Origin of the sequence: Exiguobacterium sp. s189, assembly GCF_018617615.1 — a bacterium.
GTDB lineage: Bacteria > Bacillota > Bacilli > Exiguobacteriales > Exiguobacteriaceae > Exiguobacterium > Exiguobacterium aestuarii_A.
Genome location: NZ_JACSKM010000001.1, coordinates 413,074 through 429,032 on the forward strand (window position 1 = coordinate 413,074; position 15,959 = coordinate 429,032).

At 46.9% G+C, this 15,959-nt stretch carries 20 protein-coding genes; 12 read left to right on the forward strand and 8 right to left on the reverse strand.

The annotated features are described in order from the left end of the window. The first annotated feature begins 114 nt into the window (after positions 1-114). Complete coding sequence (mgtE, locus tag KNO99_RS02075) at positions 115-1,473, forward strand: magnesium transporter (protein ID WP_214744819.1); 1,359 nt, start codon at positions 115-117, stop codon at positions 1,471-1,473. Between the two features lie 64 nt (positions 1,474-1,537). On the opposite strand, the gene KNO99_RS02080 is transcribed toward mgtE, so the two are convergent. Further along, positions 1,538-2,155, reverse strand: a complete 618-nt coding sequence (locus KNO99_RS02080; RefSeq protein ID WP_214744821.1) for a hypothetical protein — start codon at positions 2,153-2,155, stop codon at positions 1,538-1,540. Between the two features lie 191 nt (positions 2,156-2,346). Here KNO99_RS02080 and KNO99_RS02085 point away from each other — a divergent pair, with 191 nt between their 5' ends. Continuing rightward, entirely contained in the window at positions 2,347-4,125 is a 1,779-nt protein-coding gene (locus tag KNO99_RS02085) for a solute:sodium symporter family transporter (RefSeq protein WP_214744823.1), read from the forward strand. 21 nt (positions 4,126-4,146) lie between these two features. Here KNO99_RS02085 and KNO99_RS02090 read toward each other — a convergent pair whose 3' ends face one another. Beyond that, positions 4,147-5,046: a GGDEF domain-containing protein gene (locus tag KNO99_RS02090; RefSeq protein ID WP_214744825.1), complete on the reverse strand. Its 900-nt coding sequence runs from the start codon at positions 5,044-5,046 to the stop codon at positions 4,147-4,149. Between the two features lie 147 nt (positions 5,047-5,193). Between KNO99_RS02090 and KNO99_RS02095 the strand changes: the two genes are divergently transcribed. The 4 genes from KNO99_RS02095 (at position 5,194) to KNO99_RS02110 (ending at position 7,632) form a co-directional block, all read left to right on the forward strand. Further along, positions 5,194-6,234: a serine hydrolase domain-containing protein gene (locus KNO99_RS02095; protein WP_251130917.1), complete on the forward strand. Its 1,041-nt coding sequence runs from the start codon at positions 5,194-5,196 to the stop codon at positions 6,232-6,234. Continuing rightward, entirely contained in the window at positions 6,231-6,620 is a 390-nt protein-coding gene (locus KNO99_RS02100) for a GNAT family N-acetyltransferase (protein ID WP_214744827.1), read from the forward strand. Before KNO99_RS02095 ends, KNO99_RS02100 begins: the two co-directional genes overlap by 4 nt. Before the next feature lie 11 nt (positions 6,621-6,631). After that, entirely contained in the window at positions 6,632-7,339 is a 708-nt protein-coding gene (locus KNO99_RS02105) for an SDR family NAD(P)-dependent oxidoreductase (RefSeq protein ID WP_214744829.1), read from the forward strand. A gap of 83 nt (positions 7,340-7,422) precedes the next feature. Beyond that, positions 7,423-7,632, forward strand: coding sequence for a hypothetical protein (locus KNO99_RS02110; protein WP_214744831.1), 210 nt, complete (start codon positions 7,423-7,425; stop codon positions 7,630-7,632). A gap of 18 nt (positions 7,633-7,650) precedes the next feature. Here the strand turns inward: KNO99_RS02110 and KNO99_RS02115 are convergent, their stop codons facing one another. Next, complete coding sequence (locus tag KNO99_RS02115) at positions 7,651-8,073, reverse strand: hypothetical protein (protein WP_214744833.1); 423 nt, start codon at positions 8,071-8,073, stop codon at positions 7,651-7,653. Between the two features lie 143 nt (positions 8,074-8,216). Here KNO99_RS02115 and KNO99_RS02120 point away from each other — a divergent pair, with 143 nt between their 5' ends. Continuing rightward, the gene (locus KNO99_RS02120) at positions 8,217-9,209 is read left to right on the forward strand and encodes an MDR family oxidoreductase (RefSeq protein WP_214744835.1); all 993 of its coding nucleotides are present in this window, start codon (positions 8,217-8,219) and stop codon (positions 9,207-9,209) included. A 67-nt stretch (positions 9,210-9,276) separates the two neighbouring features. On the opposite strand, the gene KNO99_RS02125 is transcribed toward KNO99_RS02120, so the two are convergent. The 4 genes from KNO99_RS02125 to KNO99_RS02140 form a co-directional block, all read right to left on the reverse strand. Next, complete coding sequence (locus KNO99_RS02125) at positions 9,277-9,621, reverse strand: YflT domain-containing protein (RefSeq protein WP_214744836.1); 345 nt, start codon at positions 9,619-9,621, stop codon at positions 9,277-9,279. Between the two features lie 96 nt (positions 9,622-9,717). Next, a complete protein-coding gene (locus KNO99_RS02130; RefSeq protein ID WP_214744838.1) occupies positions 9,718-11,178 on the reverse strand; it encodes a UDP-N-acetylmuramoyl-L-alanyl-D-glutamate--2,6-diaminopimelate ligase in 1,461 nt (486 codons plus the stop codon). 151 nt (positions 11,179-11,329) lie between these two features. Next, positions 11,330-11,530 carry a helix-hairpin-helix domain-containing protein gene (locus KNO99_RS02135; RefSeq protein WP_214744840.1) on the reverse strand — a complete coding sequence of 67 codons (201 nt, stop codon included), beginning with the start codon at positions 11,528-11,530 and terminating at the stop codon, positions 11,330-11,332. Next, entirely contained in the window at positions 11,527-11,760 is a 234-nt protein-coding gene (locus KNO99_RS02140; RefSeq protein WP_214744842.1) for a hypothetical protein, read from the reverse strand. The genes KNO99_RS02135 and KNO99_RS02140 overlap by 4 nt, the downstream gene beginning before the upstream one ends. A gap of 495 nt (positions 11,761-12,255) precedes the next feature. On the opposite strand from KNO99_RS02140, the gene KNO99_RS02145 reads away from it, so the two are divergent. Then, complete coding sequence (locus KNO99_RS02145) at positions 12,256-12,561, forward strand: RNA polymerase sigma factor (protein WP_214694874.1); 306 nt, start codon at positions 12,256-12,258, stop codon at positions 12,559-12,561. On the opposite strand, the gene KNO99_RS02150 is transcribed toward KNO99_RS02145, so the two are convergent. Beyond that, positions 12,507-13,307 carry an HAD family hydrolase gene (locus KNO99_RS02150; RefSeq protein WP_214744844.1) on the reverse strand — a complete coding sequence of 267 codons (801 nt, stop codon included), beginning with the start codon at positions 13,305-13,307 and terminating at the stop codon, positions 12,507-12,509. The two genes, KNO99_RS02145 and KNO99_RS02150, sit on opposite strands and share 55 nt — an antisense overlap. A 62-nt stretch (positions 13,308-13,369) precedes the next feature. On the opposite strand from KNO99_RS02150, the gene KNO99_RS02155 reads away from it, so the two are divergent. From KNO99_RS02155 to KNO99_RS02170, 4 genes are all read left to right on the forward strand, one after another. Beyond that, positions 13,370-13,636, forward strand: coding sequence for a hypothetical protein (locus KNO99_RS02155; protein ID WP_214744846.1), 267 nt, complete (start codon positions 13,370-13,372; stop codon positions 13,634-13,636). A gap of 69 nt (positions 13,637-13,705) precedes the next feature. Next, on the forward strand, positions 13,706-14,266 hold the full coding sequence (locus KNO99_RS02160; protein WP_214744848.1) for an RNA polymerase sigma factor: 561 nt from the start codon (positions 13,706-13,708) through the stop codon (positions 14,264-14,266). Next, entirely contained in the window at positions 14,263-14,985 is a 723-nt protein-coding gene (locus KNO99_RS02165) for an anti-sigma factor (RefSeq protein ID WP_214744850.1), read from the forward strand. Before KNO99_RS02160 ends, KNO99_RS02165 begins: the two co-directional genes overlap by 4 nt. A gap of 64 nt (positions 14,986-15,049) precedes the next feature. After that, positions 15,050-15,955, forward strand: coding sequence for a Gfo/Idh/MocA family protein (locus KNO99_RS02170; protein ID WP_214744852.1), 906 nt, complete (start codon positions 15,050-15,052; stop codon positions 15,953-15,955). Positions 15,956-15,959 lie beyond the last annotated feature (4 nt).

Below are 15,959 nucleotides of genomic sequence, written 5' to 3' on the forward strand. Positions count from 1 at the left end.
CAAGGGGAAACGAGATGTATGGATGATGAATACAATCCTCCCAAAAAATAAGGAAAACTTTTTTTGAGACCTGCAGAATAAGCTGAAAAATGCGAAAGATCAGGATGTGAACATATGAAAATAGAAGAAATGGAATACAACGAACATGAAGCGGCACTTCGCACATTGATTCAAAAGGGAGACCCGGTCGATTTTCAAGACCTCTTCCTCTCCCTCCACCCCGGTGAACAGGCCGATCATTTTATCGAACTCGATCAGCGTGAGCGTGCGTTCGTGTATCGGACGATTTCACCCGAAGTATTTACTGACCTTTTTGAAAAACTGACGTTAGATGAACAGTGTTCATTCATCCAAGAAACGCCTCAACCGTATGCTGTCCGGATTTTAAATGAGATGTATTCAGATAACGCTGCCGATTTGATGCGGGAGCTACCCGATGCGTTCATGGACACACTATTCGAGCAGATGGACGATATCGAGGAACAAGAAGTCAAAGATTTGATGCAATATCCGGAAGAGACGGCCGGGGCGCTCATGACGACCGAATTCGTCGTCCTTCAAGCAAACAAGACGGTCGGACTGACTTTAGAAGAGTTGCGTGAACTCGGACCAGACGCTGAGACGATTTATTACTTATATGTGGTCGACCAAGCACACCAGCTTGTTGGTGTCGTCTCCTTACGTGATTTGATTGTCGCGCCGCTCGAGGCAAAAATCGAGGACATCATGGGGTTTCGCGTCATCTCGGCAAACGTCATGACCGATCAGGAAGACTTGGCTCGGATTGTCCAAAAGTATGATTTATTGGCCCTTCCTGTCATCGACGATCAGCAAAAGCTACTCGGCATCATCACGGTCGATGATGTGTTAGACGTCATCGAGCGCGAAACGACGGAAGACTTTGAAGAACTTTCCGCGACAAAGGGTTCGTCCGATATCAACATGAGTCCGTTCGAGGCGGCGAAAAAACGTGCCCCGTGGATTGTCAGCCTCATGTTTCTCGGGATGATCACAGCCTCGACAATCGGTGGCTTCGAAGACACACTTGAGACGATTGTACTCCTCGCCGTCTTCATGCCACTTGTCATGGGGTCTGCCGGGAATGCGGCCACCCAGTCACTTGTCGTTGCTGTTCGTTCGATTGCGCTTGGTACGATCAATCGTAAGAACGTCATGAAGATGATTCGACGTGAGCTCGGAACCGGCATCATCTTAGGGATTGCTTGTATGATTGTCATTTTCGGGGTCATCACGATTCTTTATGACAACATGCTCATCGGCTTCATTGTCGGGGTCTCCATCTTTGCAGCACTCAGTGTCGCCACGATGATCGGCACGATTGTCCCGCTTCTCATCAATCGCCTGAAGTTAGACCCTGCTGTCGCCTCCGGACCGTTCATTACGACGCTGATGGACAATTTAGGGCTCATCATTTATTTCACGGTCGCGACATCTATGCTTCAGTTTTTATGACATTTATAAAAGTTCACACGAAAAAGCGGTGCTGATTTCATCAGCGCCGCTTTCACTCGTTATATTATTGAGATTCCTCTAACAGACGTTCTTGGGTGTCGTTAAAAGCTTCAATGTCTTCATCCGTCATCACGTCGTTATCTTCTGCCACATAAGGATTGTCTTTCAATAATGTCTCTAGTTTACTCAAGTCAGCACTTCGTCCGCTGTCTTGATAAAGATTGGATTCTCCTACCGAAGTCAGTGTCCCTGTCCGATTCACTTTGAAATGTCCTTGTTGTAGACCGACAATTCGATACGCGTTCTCAATCACGGGGCCTTCGTATTTTTGTAAATACAAGAGAACGTTTTCTCCTCGTCTGACGAGCGGGTCTTCTTCCATATCGTTTTGTAAGAGGGTGATCGTATCGGTTTGTTTGAGTTCATGACTCACGTCTCGATAGACACGCTGCACGTGAATATCTGATTCAAAGAAAGTAACCGAATGATATTCAAAAGATCTCGGGTGACTGCTGACTTTTCCGACGATGACGACCGGCGAGCGTGTAGCTAAATCGTCTATGTGTCGGAAGCTTTCGGTCACAGCCAAATCACTCGTGTTTTCTTCTTTCAGCATTTCGCTAAACATGACATAACCTGCTACCGCTGCAACAGATAATATTCCAATCATCCACTTTTTCAAAGAGATTCCTCCTACCGATTCATCTATTCAACTCTTTTGATTTTCTAATCAATCACAACGTTAGCTCAATGTATTCATGCCCCAATCCATGACTTTTTATCACTCCATCAAGATAAGAGGACTACTTTCTTACACTTTAGGGTATTTTCAACAAATACATATAAAATATAAGTAAGAAGTGAGGGGATTACATGACGATTCAGCAAGTACTCTACATACTCGTGACTGGTGCTTTGTTCATGGCACTCGTCGCCTACGTCTCATATCGCATGACGAGAGGAAAAGTCGAAAGTGCTGATGATTATTTCTTGGCCGGTCGCGGATTGACGGGCGTCTTCATCGCAGGTTCGCTCCTCTTGACCAACTTGTCTGCTGAACAATTGATTGGCTTGAACGGTCAATCGTTCGCCGGCAATATGTCGGCAATGGCTTGGGAAGTCACAGCTGGAATTGCTGCCATCATCATGGCGCTCTTTTTACTACCGCGTTTTCTTGGTATCGGGATCTCGACCATCCCTGAATTTTTAAGTCAACGCTATGACGAGGACGTTCGTCGATTGACCGTCCTGCTGTTTTTACTCGGATACATGTGCGTCACGATTCCGTCTATGCTGTACTCAGGTGGATTGGCCGTCCTACAACTGTTCGACGTGCCGGTCCTTCTCGGCATCAGCTTTGAGCAGTCCCTTTGGCTCGTCGTTTGGTTCATTGGCATCATCGGGGCGATTTATGCCATCTTCGGTGGACTTCGCGCGGTTGCTGTATCGGACACGTTAAACGGGATCGGTCTCATCATCATCGGTTTCCTCGTTCCGACGCTCGGTTTCCTCGCATTAGGTGACGGGAATCTGTTGGACGGAATGAAGACGATTGCGACGACGAATCCCGAAAAGTTGAACGCCATCGGCTCCGCCAATGACTCGGTCCCGTTCCTATCTATTTTTACCGGAATGATTTTTGCGAACTTATTCTATTGGGCACTGAATCAATACGTAATCCAGCGTGCTCTCGGTGCAAAAAACTTGGCAGAGGGACAAAAAGGAGTACTTTTTACGGGTTATTTAAAACTACTTGTTCCCATTTTTATGCTCTTGCCTGGCGTCATCGCCTTCCATTTGTATGGATCGAACGTCGAGAAAGCCGATTTAGCGTATCCGAGCTTGATTGCCGAACTACTTCCAATGTGGCTCATGGGCTTTTTCCTTGCCGTCTTACTCGGTGCTGTGTTCAGCTCATTTAACTCACTGTTAAATAGTATCGCGACGCTATTCGTCCTCGATATTTATAAACCGAAGTTCAAGCCGAATGCTTCTGACCAAGAGTTGATCCGTGTCAGTAAATGGTTTGGCACGTTCGTGGCGCTCGTCTCTTTCTTTGTCGCCCCGAATCTCATGTATGCGCCAGATGGACTATGGGATTTGATTCGACGTTTTACAGGTTTCTTTAACATTCCGATTCTTGTCATCGTCTTAATCGGTATGCTCATCAAACGAGTTCCCCCGATTGCCGCGAAGACCGTCGTTTTCTTCCACGTCATCGCTTACTATTTCCTCGTGTGGGGGACAGAGCAATGGTTCGGTGTGGAAATCGGGATTAACTTTATTCACATTTACGGTATCCTCTTCGTCATCGAGACGGCTATCATGCTCATCTTCGCTCGCGTACGACCGATGCTTCAAGCGAATCCGATTCGAATCGAGCTCGGACGAGTCAAACCATGGCGTCACGCGTTATCGACTTCAATCTTGCTTGTCGCTTCGATGATTTTCGTCTATCTCGTCTTTTCACCAATTGGACTTGCCTACGCGGATGGAATTGTTTCCGGATGGTTCGCTCCATTGACAATCGGGCTCATAGCCGTGACAACCCTTCTGATTTGGGCATCTTATCGCTATGGACTCGCACGATACGAACGTTATCTCAATAACTTAGGTGAAGAACCACCTGAAGTAGAGGAAGCGAGTAGTTAACGAAAAAGAGATTTTCTTGAACTAAACGTCAAGAAGATTTCTTTTTTGTTGCTGCTTTTGTTCATACATCGCATCATCTGCTTCTTGCCAGAGTACTTCGATTGATTCTGGATGAGATGCCCAAGCCAACCCGATGGCCACTGAGATTTCCTCGTCTCGACATGTCGTTTCGATCTCATGAACCATCTTCTCGCATGCTTCTTCTGACATCATCTGAAGAAACAAGACAAACTCGTCTCCTCCAATCCGATAGACAGAGGACTCGATGGTTTGAAGGAGATTACCGACACGCTTCAACAAACAGTCACCGGCAGAGTGTCCTTTTTGATCGTTCACGACTTTCAAGTCATTCACGTCGATGACGATGATTCCGACGTTTTTCATCCCTTCCGCTTGACCGATTGTCTCTTCAAACGCCCGACGATTGAAGACACCTGTCAAACTGTCATGACGACTTTCATACAGAAGACGCTCACGCTCGGTCATGGCCGCCTCGATGTTCCGAATCACACCTTGCACCGCCACAATCTCACCGTTCTCATAGATTGGGGTCGTATACTCTTCAAACCATACATAGGTGCCTTCATTCGTCCGCCACCGCTGAAGAATCGCTTCTTCATAGTCGACGCGCCCCAACACTTTGTCTAGCAACAATCGTCGATCGTCCGGATGGATTCTGCGGAAACATTCCTGCGCATTCGAATAGCTCCGCATGACGGTCCCTTCCCCTAGATATAAATCTAAAGAAGGGCTGATATACCGAAAACGCCACGTTGGTTTCGTTTCAAAAATATAGATGACATCTTTCGTTTGGTTCCCGAAATGCATGAACGAAAGCGTCTGTGGATGTGGCCGCTGACGCTTATGTAGCCACAAAGCAATCAAACATCCAACGAGTATCCCTAAAAAGAATAGCGTCATTGAATACACTTCCTCTCTGTTCGCCCATATCGTACCACGTTCGAGGTCAGACACCTGTCTCAATTCCTGTTATTTGGTAAATGTTTTTTTGAATATTGAGTAAATTTATGGATGGTTCATTTAGACGTGATATAGTCGAAGTACTTGATGACGCAACATTTGGAGGTTCTTTTGCAAAATTTAATGCATCTCACATTGGACGAAACATTCTCTGGTGTCTATTCCGTCACCAACCCTGATACGTCCATTCATCAATCCCTTGGCTATGCTAATCGCTCGGAACAGATTCAACATGAAGTCAAAACGAGATTCGGAATCGCTTCCGGCTGCAAACTGTTCACAGCAATCGCCATTTGTCAGTTAGTCGAACAAGGTCGACTCTCTTTTTCGACCTCACTTGATTCGTTTCAGATATTTGACCTGCCCTACATATCCTCAAAAGTTACAATCCATCAGCTATTGACCCACACGTCCGGAATCCCTGACTATTTTGATGAGTCCGTCTCTGACGACTTCGAAGCGTTGTGGCGTGATGTTCCGATGTATCGACTTCAACAACTACGAGATTTTTTACCGCTATTTCAACAAAAAGCGATGAAAGATGAACCAGGTTCCCGATTCTCCTACAATAATGCCGGGTATATTCTGTTAGGGTTGATTGTCGAGGAAGTGACCGGACAATCTTTCACCGATTACGTCGAACAGTCGATTTTTCAACCTGCTGACATGAGCGATTCCGGATATTTCTCGCTCGATGCCTTACCCGCCAAAACGGCGCTCGGCTATATCGATCATTCGGACGGCTCATGGCGTACGAATCAATATGCGATTCCGGTCAAAGGCGGGGCAGATGGTGGAGCTTATGTGACCGTTCAAGATATGACTCGTTTTTGGGAGGCGTTGTTTTCACATCAACTTCTTGACGCCGCATCCACATCCCTACTTCTCACACCACATGTGACGGTCAATGACCGAGGTGGTAGTTATGGATATGGGATTTGGATTCAGCATCATTCGTCAGGAGACATCTATAAGTACCATGTGATGGGATATGACCCGGGCGTCAGCTTTCATTCCGGGTACTATCCAGAAACCGAGGTCATCTCGGTCATTTGTTCAAATCAATCAGATGGGGCGTTTGACGTCATGAAACAAATTGAAACACAGATTGGAGAACCACTTGTATGAACATTCGTGCCTATAAAGAATCAGACTTTGAATCGATTCAACAACTCAATCACGATGAAGGTTGGAGCCAATTGGTGGAACGTGATGCATTGACGCGTGAGGCATGGCGTCAATCGAACGTCACGTATGTCATGGAGTCTGATAATGGAGAGATTGTCGCCTACTTACGGGGACTGACCGATACGACAGTCAGCTTGTATGTTTGTGAATTGTTGGTCGCTTCCGCCTATCGAAAACGAGGTCTTGGTGAACAACTTCTTCAACATGTCCATGCCCTCTATCCTGACACGCGTCTTGAGATGCTAGCGAGCCAAGCCTCGCACACATATTACGAAAAACTGCGATTCCGTCCGTTTTACGGCTTTCGGAAAACGATTCACGAATAGGAGGAATATATATGAAACTTGCACTCGTCACCGGGGCATCACGCGGTCTCGGCCGTGCCATTGCCCAAGAGCTTCAAGCTCGAGGTTATGACGTGATCGGTCTCTCACGTTCACAAGCCGAAGACGTCACATATGAACAACTACCCGTCGACCTCTCAGACGTCTCAGGAATCGAAGCGGCCATTCAAGACATTACTTCCCTTTTAGAGAATGCCGATTCGATTCTCCTCGTTCAAAATGCCGCATGGATTGAACCGATTCATCGTGTCGGACAGTTGGATGGGAAGAAAGTGACGGCTCATGTCCATGCCAACCTACTCGCACCGATGCTATTGGCGAACGCGGTCCTCGCTTTCAACAAGCCGACCGATTTGATTCATGTGACGTCTGGCGCGGCCAAACGTCCGATTTCAGGTTGGAGTGCGTATTGTGGCACGAAAGCGGGACTCGACCATTTCACGGAAACGCTAGCACTTGAGCTCGAAGGCACCCCGCATCGTGTGGCACTCTTTAATCCTGGCGTGATGGATACATCGATGCAGGCGGAGATTCGTTCTTCTTCAGAAGAGGCGTTCGCCGACCTCGAACAATTCCGTTCATACGAAACAGAGGGACGACTCCGCTCTCCCGAGACAGTAGCTCGCGTGTTTGCCGAGCAATTGATTGACCGCCCTCTTGAAAACGGCAAGACGTACTCGATTTACGACTTAATCAAATAATTTACCTGGTCAAAAATAAAGTCACCCTCTTATCGGTGAACCGTCTACACTACTTTCATAGACATGTGAAAGGGTGAATCATGATGAAGACGATTGCCGGAGGATTACTGTTATTTGGATTATTTAGTTTGACGATGTCGTTCACGATGATCGGAGATACCGCTGTCGTCGGGGCAATGGTCAGTGGTGTTGCACTATTGTGTAGTGTCGGTCTCTTTTTCGGGTCGACCGAGCTTGCCCGCGTCCGCAGCGACTTGCTTCATGACAAAAAAACGTCTTTCCCATCTGAATGAGGGAAAGACGTTTTTGATTCAGTCTTCTTCGTATTCATCTAATAAATCGTCGACATCATATTCTTCAAAGTCTTCTTCGTCGATAAAAATATCGCGATCGTTCACAACGTGGATTGGACCATTGGCCACATCGATGCGAATCGTCCACGCCCAAGGAATGCGTAATCGGTTATGAACCCCTGTCCAGAACTCCATCGACTCTTGCTCAAACCGCTCAAATTCTGTCAGGAGCTCTTTGAACGAAACACCTGATAGCTGGAAGTTTGAGTCTTGGAGACGTTGAAGCGCATGATGTTTCGCTTCTAATTCGGCCGCTCGGACCATTTCTTCAGCGGTCGCCATCTCGAGGATCGTGCCGTCTGGTGGGAGAATATCGTATACGTTGAACAATTCGCCTTCTTCTACTTCTACATCGTCAAACTCATAGTCATCGTGCCGCATACTACATTCCTCCTTACGCAATTTGAATCCCCTTTATTGTACCACTCTCTACCCGATTCCCCCTAAAGATTCGTGCATATATTTTATTTCACTCGGGAATGAATGTTAGAGTGAGAACATCCATAGGAAAAGAGGTTACGCACATGAATGAATCATTCCAAGCACTCGTGCTCGACCGGCACGATGAACACCTTCATGCCGAAGTAAAAGAAGTAAAATCCGACGTCCTTCCGAAAGAAGAGGACGGGAATGTGTTAGTGGAGATCCACTACTCCGCGTTGAATTATAAAGACGCACTCGGATTAACGTCATCAGGCAAAATCGTGAGCCATTACCCGTTTATTCCAGGATGCGAATTTGTCGGGAAAGTAGTCGAATCGGATCATCTGGATATCAAAATCGGGGACGAAGTCATCGCCACCGGTTTCGGGATCGGGGAACGTCATTTCGGTGGCTTCAGTCAATACGCCCAAGTGCCCGGCAACTGGCTCGTCAAATTACCGAAAGGGATGAGCATGCGGGATGCCATCGCCATCGGTACTCCAGGGCTCACAGCCATGTTATCGATTGATGCTCTTGAACATGCTGGCGTACGTCCGGGTGAAGAAGTACTCGTCACGGGCGCGACGGGTGGCGTCGGAAGTTTCGCCATTACGTTACTTCGTCGTCTTGGCTATCACGTCGTCGCCTCGACTGGTAAAACGGATTCACCATACTTACGCTCACTCGGTGTCGAAACCATCATTGATCGAAGCGAATTAGAAGGGCCTCCTCGTCCACTGGCTAAACAACGTTTCGATGCCGCCATCGATTCGGTCGGTGGGAATACCCTCGCCAACATTTTGAGCCAAACCCGATATGAAGGTGCTGTCGCCGCATGCGGTCTCGTCGGTGGCGCCGACTTGCCTACGAGTGTCTATCCGTTCATCCTTCGTGGAGTGAAACTGATTGGAATCGACTCGGTTATGCAGCCGATGGCACGCCGTACGAACGCATGGGAACGCCTTGAGGAACTCATCGACCCGAAAGTGTTGAACGACATGATCCATGAGATTCCGCTACACGACGTCCCACGTCACGCCGAAGCCATGATGCGCGGCGAGTTGAGCGGTCGCACGGTTGTCCGTCTACGCTAAACACATCAAAAGAGGCTGAATCGCTCACGATTCAGCCTCTTTTCTCTCTATTCTCCATGGTGTGGAATTAGATGGTAAAGCCAGCCGGTGCGTCTTTCACAACGACGAGCACTTTTCCTTGGTCTAGTTTTTCTTCTAAACGTTCCGATTCCTCTTTCGTGAAACCGAGTTCTTGGAACTCAGCGCGAAGCTCGTCCCCTTTTTTACGGAACATGTTTTTAGCGGCTGTCCCCAAGCCAACATCACTCGCAGAGACGGTGTTCGCATCTGCATTGTCCGCAACACGTTTACTTCTGTCATCGTCATGTGTGATGACATAGATGTTGGATTCATCTATCCCATTTGATTTCATCGATTGAACGGCGGTTACGACTTCTTCATCATTTGTAAATTCTTTGTACAAAACTGACATGTCTATTCTCCTCCTTCAATTCTACTACACTATTATGTATTACCTTCCTCGTCATTCTTCACACATTAAAAAACGATGACAAACGTCATCGTTTTGTTAAACGGCAGGTTCCTGCCCTTTTTGTTTTTTCAATTCTTCCAATAAAATATCTGATTCATTGAACGGAACCGAACGTCGACCAATTCGCTCGATGTGATCGTGTCCTTTACCGACGACCACGACTCGCTTCCCTTTTAATGCCTGCATCGCAGCATGGCGAAGGGCATCTTCTCTCGCTTCAAATGTCACGTACTTCACGTTCGGCTGGATCCCTTTGACTAAATCGCCAATGATTTGTTTCGGGTCTTCCATACGCACGTCATGTACAGTAACAATCACGTCGTTTGAATATTGACTCGCGATGCGACCCATGTCTTGACGTTTCGTCGGGTCACGGTCTCCTGCCGCACTTAAGACGACGACGAGAGATCGGTCGTCTTGTTGTAACGTGGACAGGCATTTCTCTAGACCGTCTGGAGTGTGTGCATAATCAATATAAATTTCGGCATCTTCTGTATCGAGGCGCTCAAGACGTCCTTTTGGCAACGTAAGACCTGGTACGTTCGAGACAATCGTCCGAAGTGCCATATCAGAAGTGGAGACAAGTCCGATTGCCGCCGCCAAATTCGAGGCATTGAATGCGCCCATAAACCGGACGGGAACTTCTAGCTTAAATTCTTTCATATGAACAAGAACCGTATCCTCACGCCAGATGACTTGAATATCGGCCTCTATTTGCTCTGATGTACTATACATGATGGTTTGGCGTGTCGGTGCAAATTCGGACATGACTCGGCTCGCCTTGTCTTCCGCGTTCAACACGATCGCGTCTCCATTCGTCACTTCTACCTGTTCAAATAATCGTGCTTTTGCACGAGCATATTCATCCATTGAACGATGATAATCCAGATGATCATGCGTCAAATTCGTAAATGCGGCCGCGTGAAAGTGGATTCCGGCCACACGTCCCTCCATCAATGCATGCGATGACACTTCTAGTACACAGTCTGTGACACCTGCATCAACCATATCCGCTAAAATGCGATGTAAGACGACGGCTTCAGGCGTTGTATTGGCCGTCTCAATCGTTTGATTGTGGAAACGAGCGCCAATCGTACTGACAATCCCTGCACGAAGTCCAGAGAGACGCAATAAATCATAGGTCAACGTCGCTGTCGTTGTTTTTCCATTCGTTCCCGTCACACCATATATACGCATCCGATGAGACGGATGATTATAAAAAGCGCTCGCAACCGCTCCTGCCGTCTGCTTCGTATCGGCAACAACCACATTCGGTACATCGAGATCGAGTGGATATTCTGAGATGACCGCACTCGCACCATTGGTCACGGCGTCTTCCGCAAACTTATGCCCGTCAACCGTGTAGCCACGAATGCAAATAAAGACATTCCCTGAACTGACCTTTCTGGAATCCGTTTCGACTCCGGTCACCCATGGATCAAGCTTCATGTCATCCATCTCATTTTGTAAAATGGCGGATAAACGTTTCGTTCTCATGCTGTGTACGTCCTTTCTCATGGGTGTCGCTAAGTGTATAAACCTTATTCGTCATGTTACTAGATTTTAACGGCAATTGAGATGACAAATATATTACTTCCCGTTTTCAATGAAAAGCAATCACTTCACGAAAAAAACCTAGACGTTTCATTCACGTACTAGGTTCTTCTCTTTTGAATGTTAGATGATGTTTAGTTAACTCGTTTTGTAGGACGTGGATGGCATTTGATCCAACGCCATGCCAACTCTCTACTTCACGACGCGTGTAGAGAGATAAGTCATCTAAGGAATCGACGCCTTTTGACGTCAAAGCTCTTTTGGCTGGTGCAGCCAATTTCGGTAAGGCAATCATCCAATCTCCACCTTCCGCTTTCTAAATCGTTCGTTGATGGGAAGACAGGCAAGAACTTGTTCGATTCGAAATGTTCGTCTGGCCCGTTTATTCAAATCCCACGCCACGACATGTTCTCCCTGCACTTTTATCAATTTGACCCGCCGCTTTGAAAACACTCCATGTCGATCTACATATACCATTTCTGTGACCAGACCTGATCGCATCCATCGTAACAATTCTTCTCTCATCCTGCTTTCCCCTCCTTTAATCTCATTATACAGAACACTTGTTCTCATTTCTATTGATAAGCTGTTCGCTTATGTAAATTTCGATTATGATGGAAGAAATTCAACAGGAAAGGAAAGAAAACGATGACCTACGTTTTATTACTCATTTTAGCGGTCTTTTTATTCGGCGCGATGATTTTCGCCGCACTGGCATTACCCAACCTTCGAAACATTTTATTCAACCGCGGCAGTTTGTTCAATCAACAGAGCGAGACCGTTACTTGTCCGAATTGTAAAACATCCTTTAAACGCGCACCGGGAGACGCACAAACTTGTCCGAATTGTTATCACACGTTTTGAATCGTTGAGGGGTATTGCATATTCGACCGCTATTTTTCATATTCCTTGGTTTGAATAAGGGCAAATGAGTGAAAGAACAGAAAAGATGCTTTATCTGAGTAAAGTTCCTGATTCTTTCATCGTTGATCCCTTCACTCCATACGAAAGGAGTTGCATATGCTTCCTACACTCGACGAGCGCCTAATCGATCAAATTCGTTTAAAAAATCGACAAGCCCTAGAACACTTATATGCCCGTTATGAAAACTTACTCTATCGATACGCGCTTCATTTAAATAACCGCCCTGCAACTGCAGAAGCGGCTTTGACAGATTTATTTTGTCGTGTCTGGCAACAACGTCTCAAATTTGAACCTCATACAGAAACTGTTCGTGAAACCCTGATCCGTTCTTTAGAACACATCATTTATCAGATGAACGAAGAAACATCCGCCTCGAGCACTTCTAAAATACCTTCCGCATAAGGTTTTTTTGTCACCTTTGAATGTAACCGTTTCGCCTGTTCGGTCGCGTTGTTCACCAAGTATCCGTTCCCCACATGTGCCAACATGTTCAGGTCATTCCCGCTGTCTCCAAAAGCATATGTATCTTCTCGTACAAAAGAAGAAGTGGCACATACATATTCAATACTTGAGACTTTCCCGGCATGGATCGGGTAAAAATCGATATCAAATGCATCAGCCGGATCACCTGCGTTCGGATTACATTGACTGATATTGACTGCGATGCCAGCTGAATCTGTCAGCATCCGAAGCGTTTCTCTCCATGACCCAACTTGGTCGCGGGCATAGTAACTTCGAATCCAAGGACTCATCCCATTCCCAGGCTGTTCATCTAATTGAATACGCATCTGTCCTGTCTGTGACACGATGCGTTCCACACGTGATACAAAATCGCTCGGAAATAGGTCTTGATAGACCTTGTCCTCAACGAACGTTCCGTCCGTCTCGATTCGATATAATTCTGTGCCGAGACTCGAGGCAATGCGGTGTGGCCAAAAGCGAAGATTCGCCCGTTTTACTTTTTCGTGTAACGACGCCAGCGAGCTACCCGTCACCCACATCGTCGATACGTTTGAAGAATGTCGTTCCAAAAAATCTTCGAGCCGACGGACGGAGGCTAGTTGGGCATTGGAACACGCATGTGGAAAGTAGGTCTCATCAAAGTCGAAACAAACGAGTGTACGCCCTTCGTGTGTAAATCGTCTCATTCTATCGTCTCCTTATCGTTTTCTCTTTCTCCTATAGTACAATGAAACAAAGGAGGCATCTTATGATTCAACGTATCGCTCAAACCTATTGCCAAATGAGTAGCTTGATCACAGGATTTTTCATTGTATTTGCTTTTCTTTTTGGCATCCGCTCGTATTTCTTTTGGGCGACGGTAAGCTCTTCCTTAATCGCGATCGGATTGATGCTCGTAACAGCGATCGGGTTAAGTGTGATCACCTATACGCTTTCAGAGAAATTACGATTGTTCATTTATACGAAACTTCCAATCCCATCATCTACATGTTCAATAAATAGTCACACAAAATAGTCATCCATTTTTCTGTTTTGTACGTTAGATCAATACAAGGGACATCCCTTCTGCGCAAAGGAGTATGTTATGACTGATTTAGAGTTGTATGAGCGTGTCAGGCAAAAAGACAAAGAAGCGCTCGAAATATTGTATGATCGGTATGAACGAATTTTATATGCTTTTGTTTTACAGTTGACAAAAGATCGCGACTTAGCCGAAGAAGCCATGCAAGAAGTATTTATCAAGTTGTGGCGCGGCGGTGGCGTCTATGATGATTCGAAAGGCAAGTTCAGGTCTTGGCTCTTTACGATGAGCCGTCACGTGGCCATCGACTTGATTCGAAAACGTAAACCTGATTTACAACTAGACGAATCTTATGCCGAAGCCATCCCTTCTGAGTCACCATCTGTTGAAAAAGAAGTGGAGTGGCAAGAAGAACGCGCTCAAATCGAGACGGCCATGGCGACACTGCCGGCCGAACAACAGCAAGTCGTCCGACTCATGTACTTCCAAGGGTTAAGTCAGCAAAAGATTGCTGATGCATGTGGCATCCCGCTTGGTACAGTGAAAGGAAGGATTCGACTAGCGCTGAAGCAACTGAGGAAACAGTTATCCCATGAATTCATCGGAAAGGAGGTAGAACAATGAACGCATGCGACCAATTGATTGACTATTTCAACCAACATCTATCGGAAGATGAGCGAGAGAAATTCGAACAACACTTAGCATCGTGTAAAGATTGTCAAGAAGAGCTCGAGCAACTCGAAGCACTTGTCGGTGGCGTCGCGTTCTTGTCTACTCCGATTGAACCACCCCGAGGCATGAAAGCACGTGTCCTCGATCGTGTATTCGAAGAAGAAGACAATGAACCTGTCCCATCGCCCGTGACATCTGAATCTATTCCACCTGTCACACCTTTCAAACAGAAACGAGAACGGAAAGTTCCTGTCTGGGGAATGGTTACGCTCGCGGCGGCGCTCCTGCTCTCTTTAATTGGAAACGGGTATCTGCTCACCAATCAACCCGACTCACCTGGCATCGCATTGACCGAGACGATTCCACTTGAAGGTGAATCGGAAGGGACCGCTTATCTTGCAGAGCAAGACGGTACGACTCAATTGATTGTCCAAACGAACGGCTTAGCTTCACTCGACGACAATGAAGTGTACCAAGTCTGGCTTTTAAAAGATAACGCTCCGATCCCAACCGGTGCCTTTGTCACAGACGACAAAGGTAACGGGACGGTCATCTATACGCTCGACTCAGATGAAGTCGACGTCGACTGGGATACGGTCGCCGTCACGAAAGAACCAAACCGTGGAAACGAGACACCACAAGGTGAAATGGTCTTAAGCGCAAGTTTATAATTCCCTAACCGGACGCATCTGCCGTCCGGTTTTTTTGTTATGATGGACCAAAGGAGTGAATGGGATGCAAAAACCTAAAATCGGGATCGTCGGACTCGGAAACATCGCCCAAAAAGCGTATTTACCAATTCTCGCGAACCACCCTCTCATTGACATTGCCGGTGCATTTTCACCGAACACATCGAAGCGAGAAAAGATTTGTCGAACGTATCGAATGACCTCGTTTGATACGTTGGAGGACCTCGCCTCATCAGTCGATGCGGCATTCGTACATAGTTCAACTGAAACCCATTATGACGTCGTCTCGTATTTACTAGAACGCGGGGTCGACGTTTACGTGGATAAACCGCTCGCCGCAACATTGGATGAGGCGGAACAACTCGTCGAACTAGCCGAGCGACTCGGCCGCAAATTGATGATCGGGTTCAATCGACGCTTTGCCCCGATGTATAGACGTCTCCAACAAGAATCGCCCTCACATATGATTGATGTGGTGAAACACCGGGAGAACGATGTCGGTCCTCAGGATGCGATGTTCACCCTACTCGACGATTATTTGCATGTCGTTGATACGTTACGCTTCCTCGCTGGAAACGAGCTTCGACTCGTCTCGGGTCAACTCGAGGTCAATGCCAGACAGGAACTTCGCTTCGCCCGTCATGTGTGGCAAGACGAGCATGGGATGCATACGACATCGATGCATCGCTCGTCCGGAGCGAACCATGAGCACGTTTCCGTCGTTCGTGACGGAGAGCGACTATCCGTCGAGGAGATGGTCACGCTACATTCTTTTAAAGATGGACGACATGAAATAGAAACGTTCGGATCGTGGGACCCGACACTCACCCAACGTGGTTTCCAAGGAGCGATCGACCACTTCATTTCAGCGCTCATCGATAATACACCCATTCAAACAGACGGTCGCGTTGCGCTAGAGACGCAGCGGCTTGTTGCGAATTTATTCTCTTAACAAG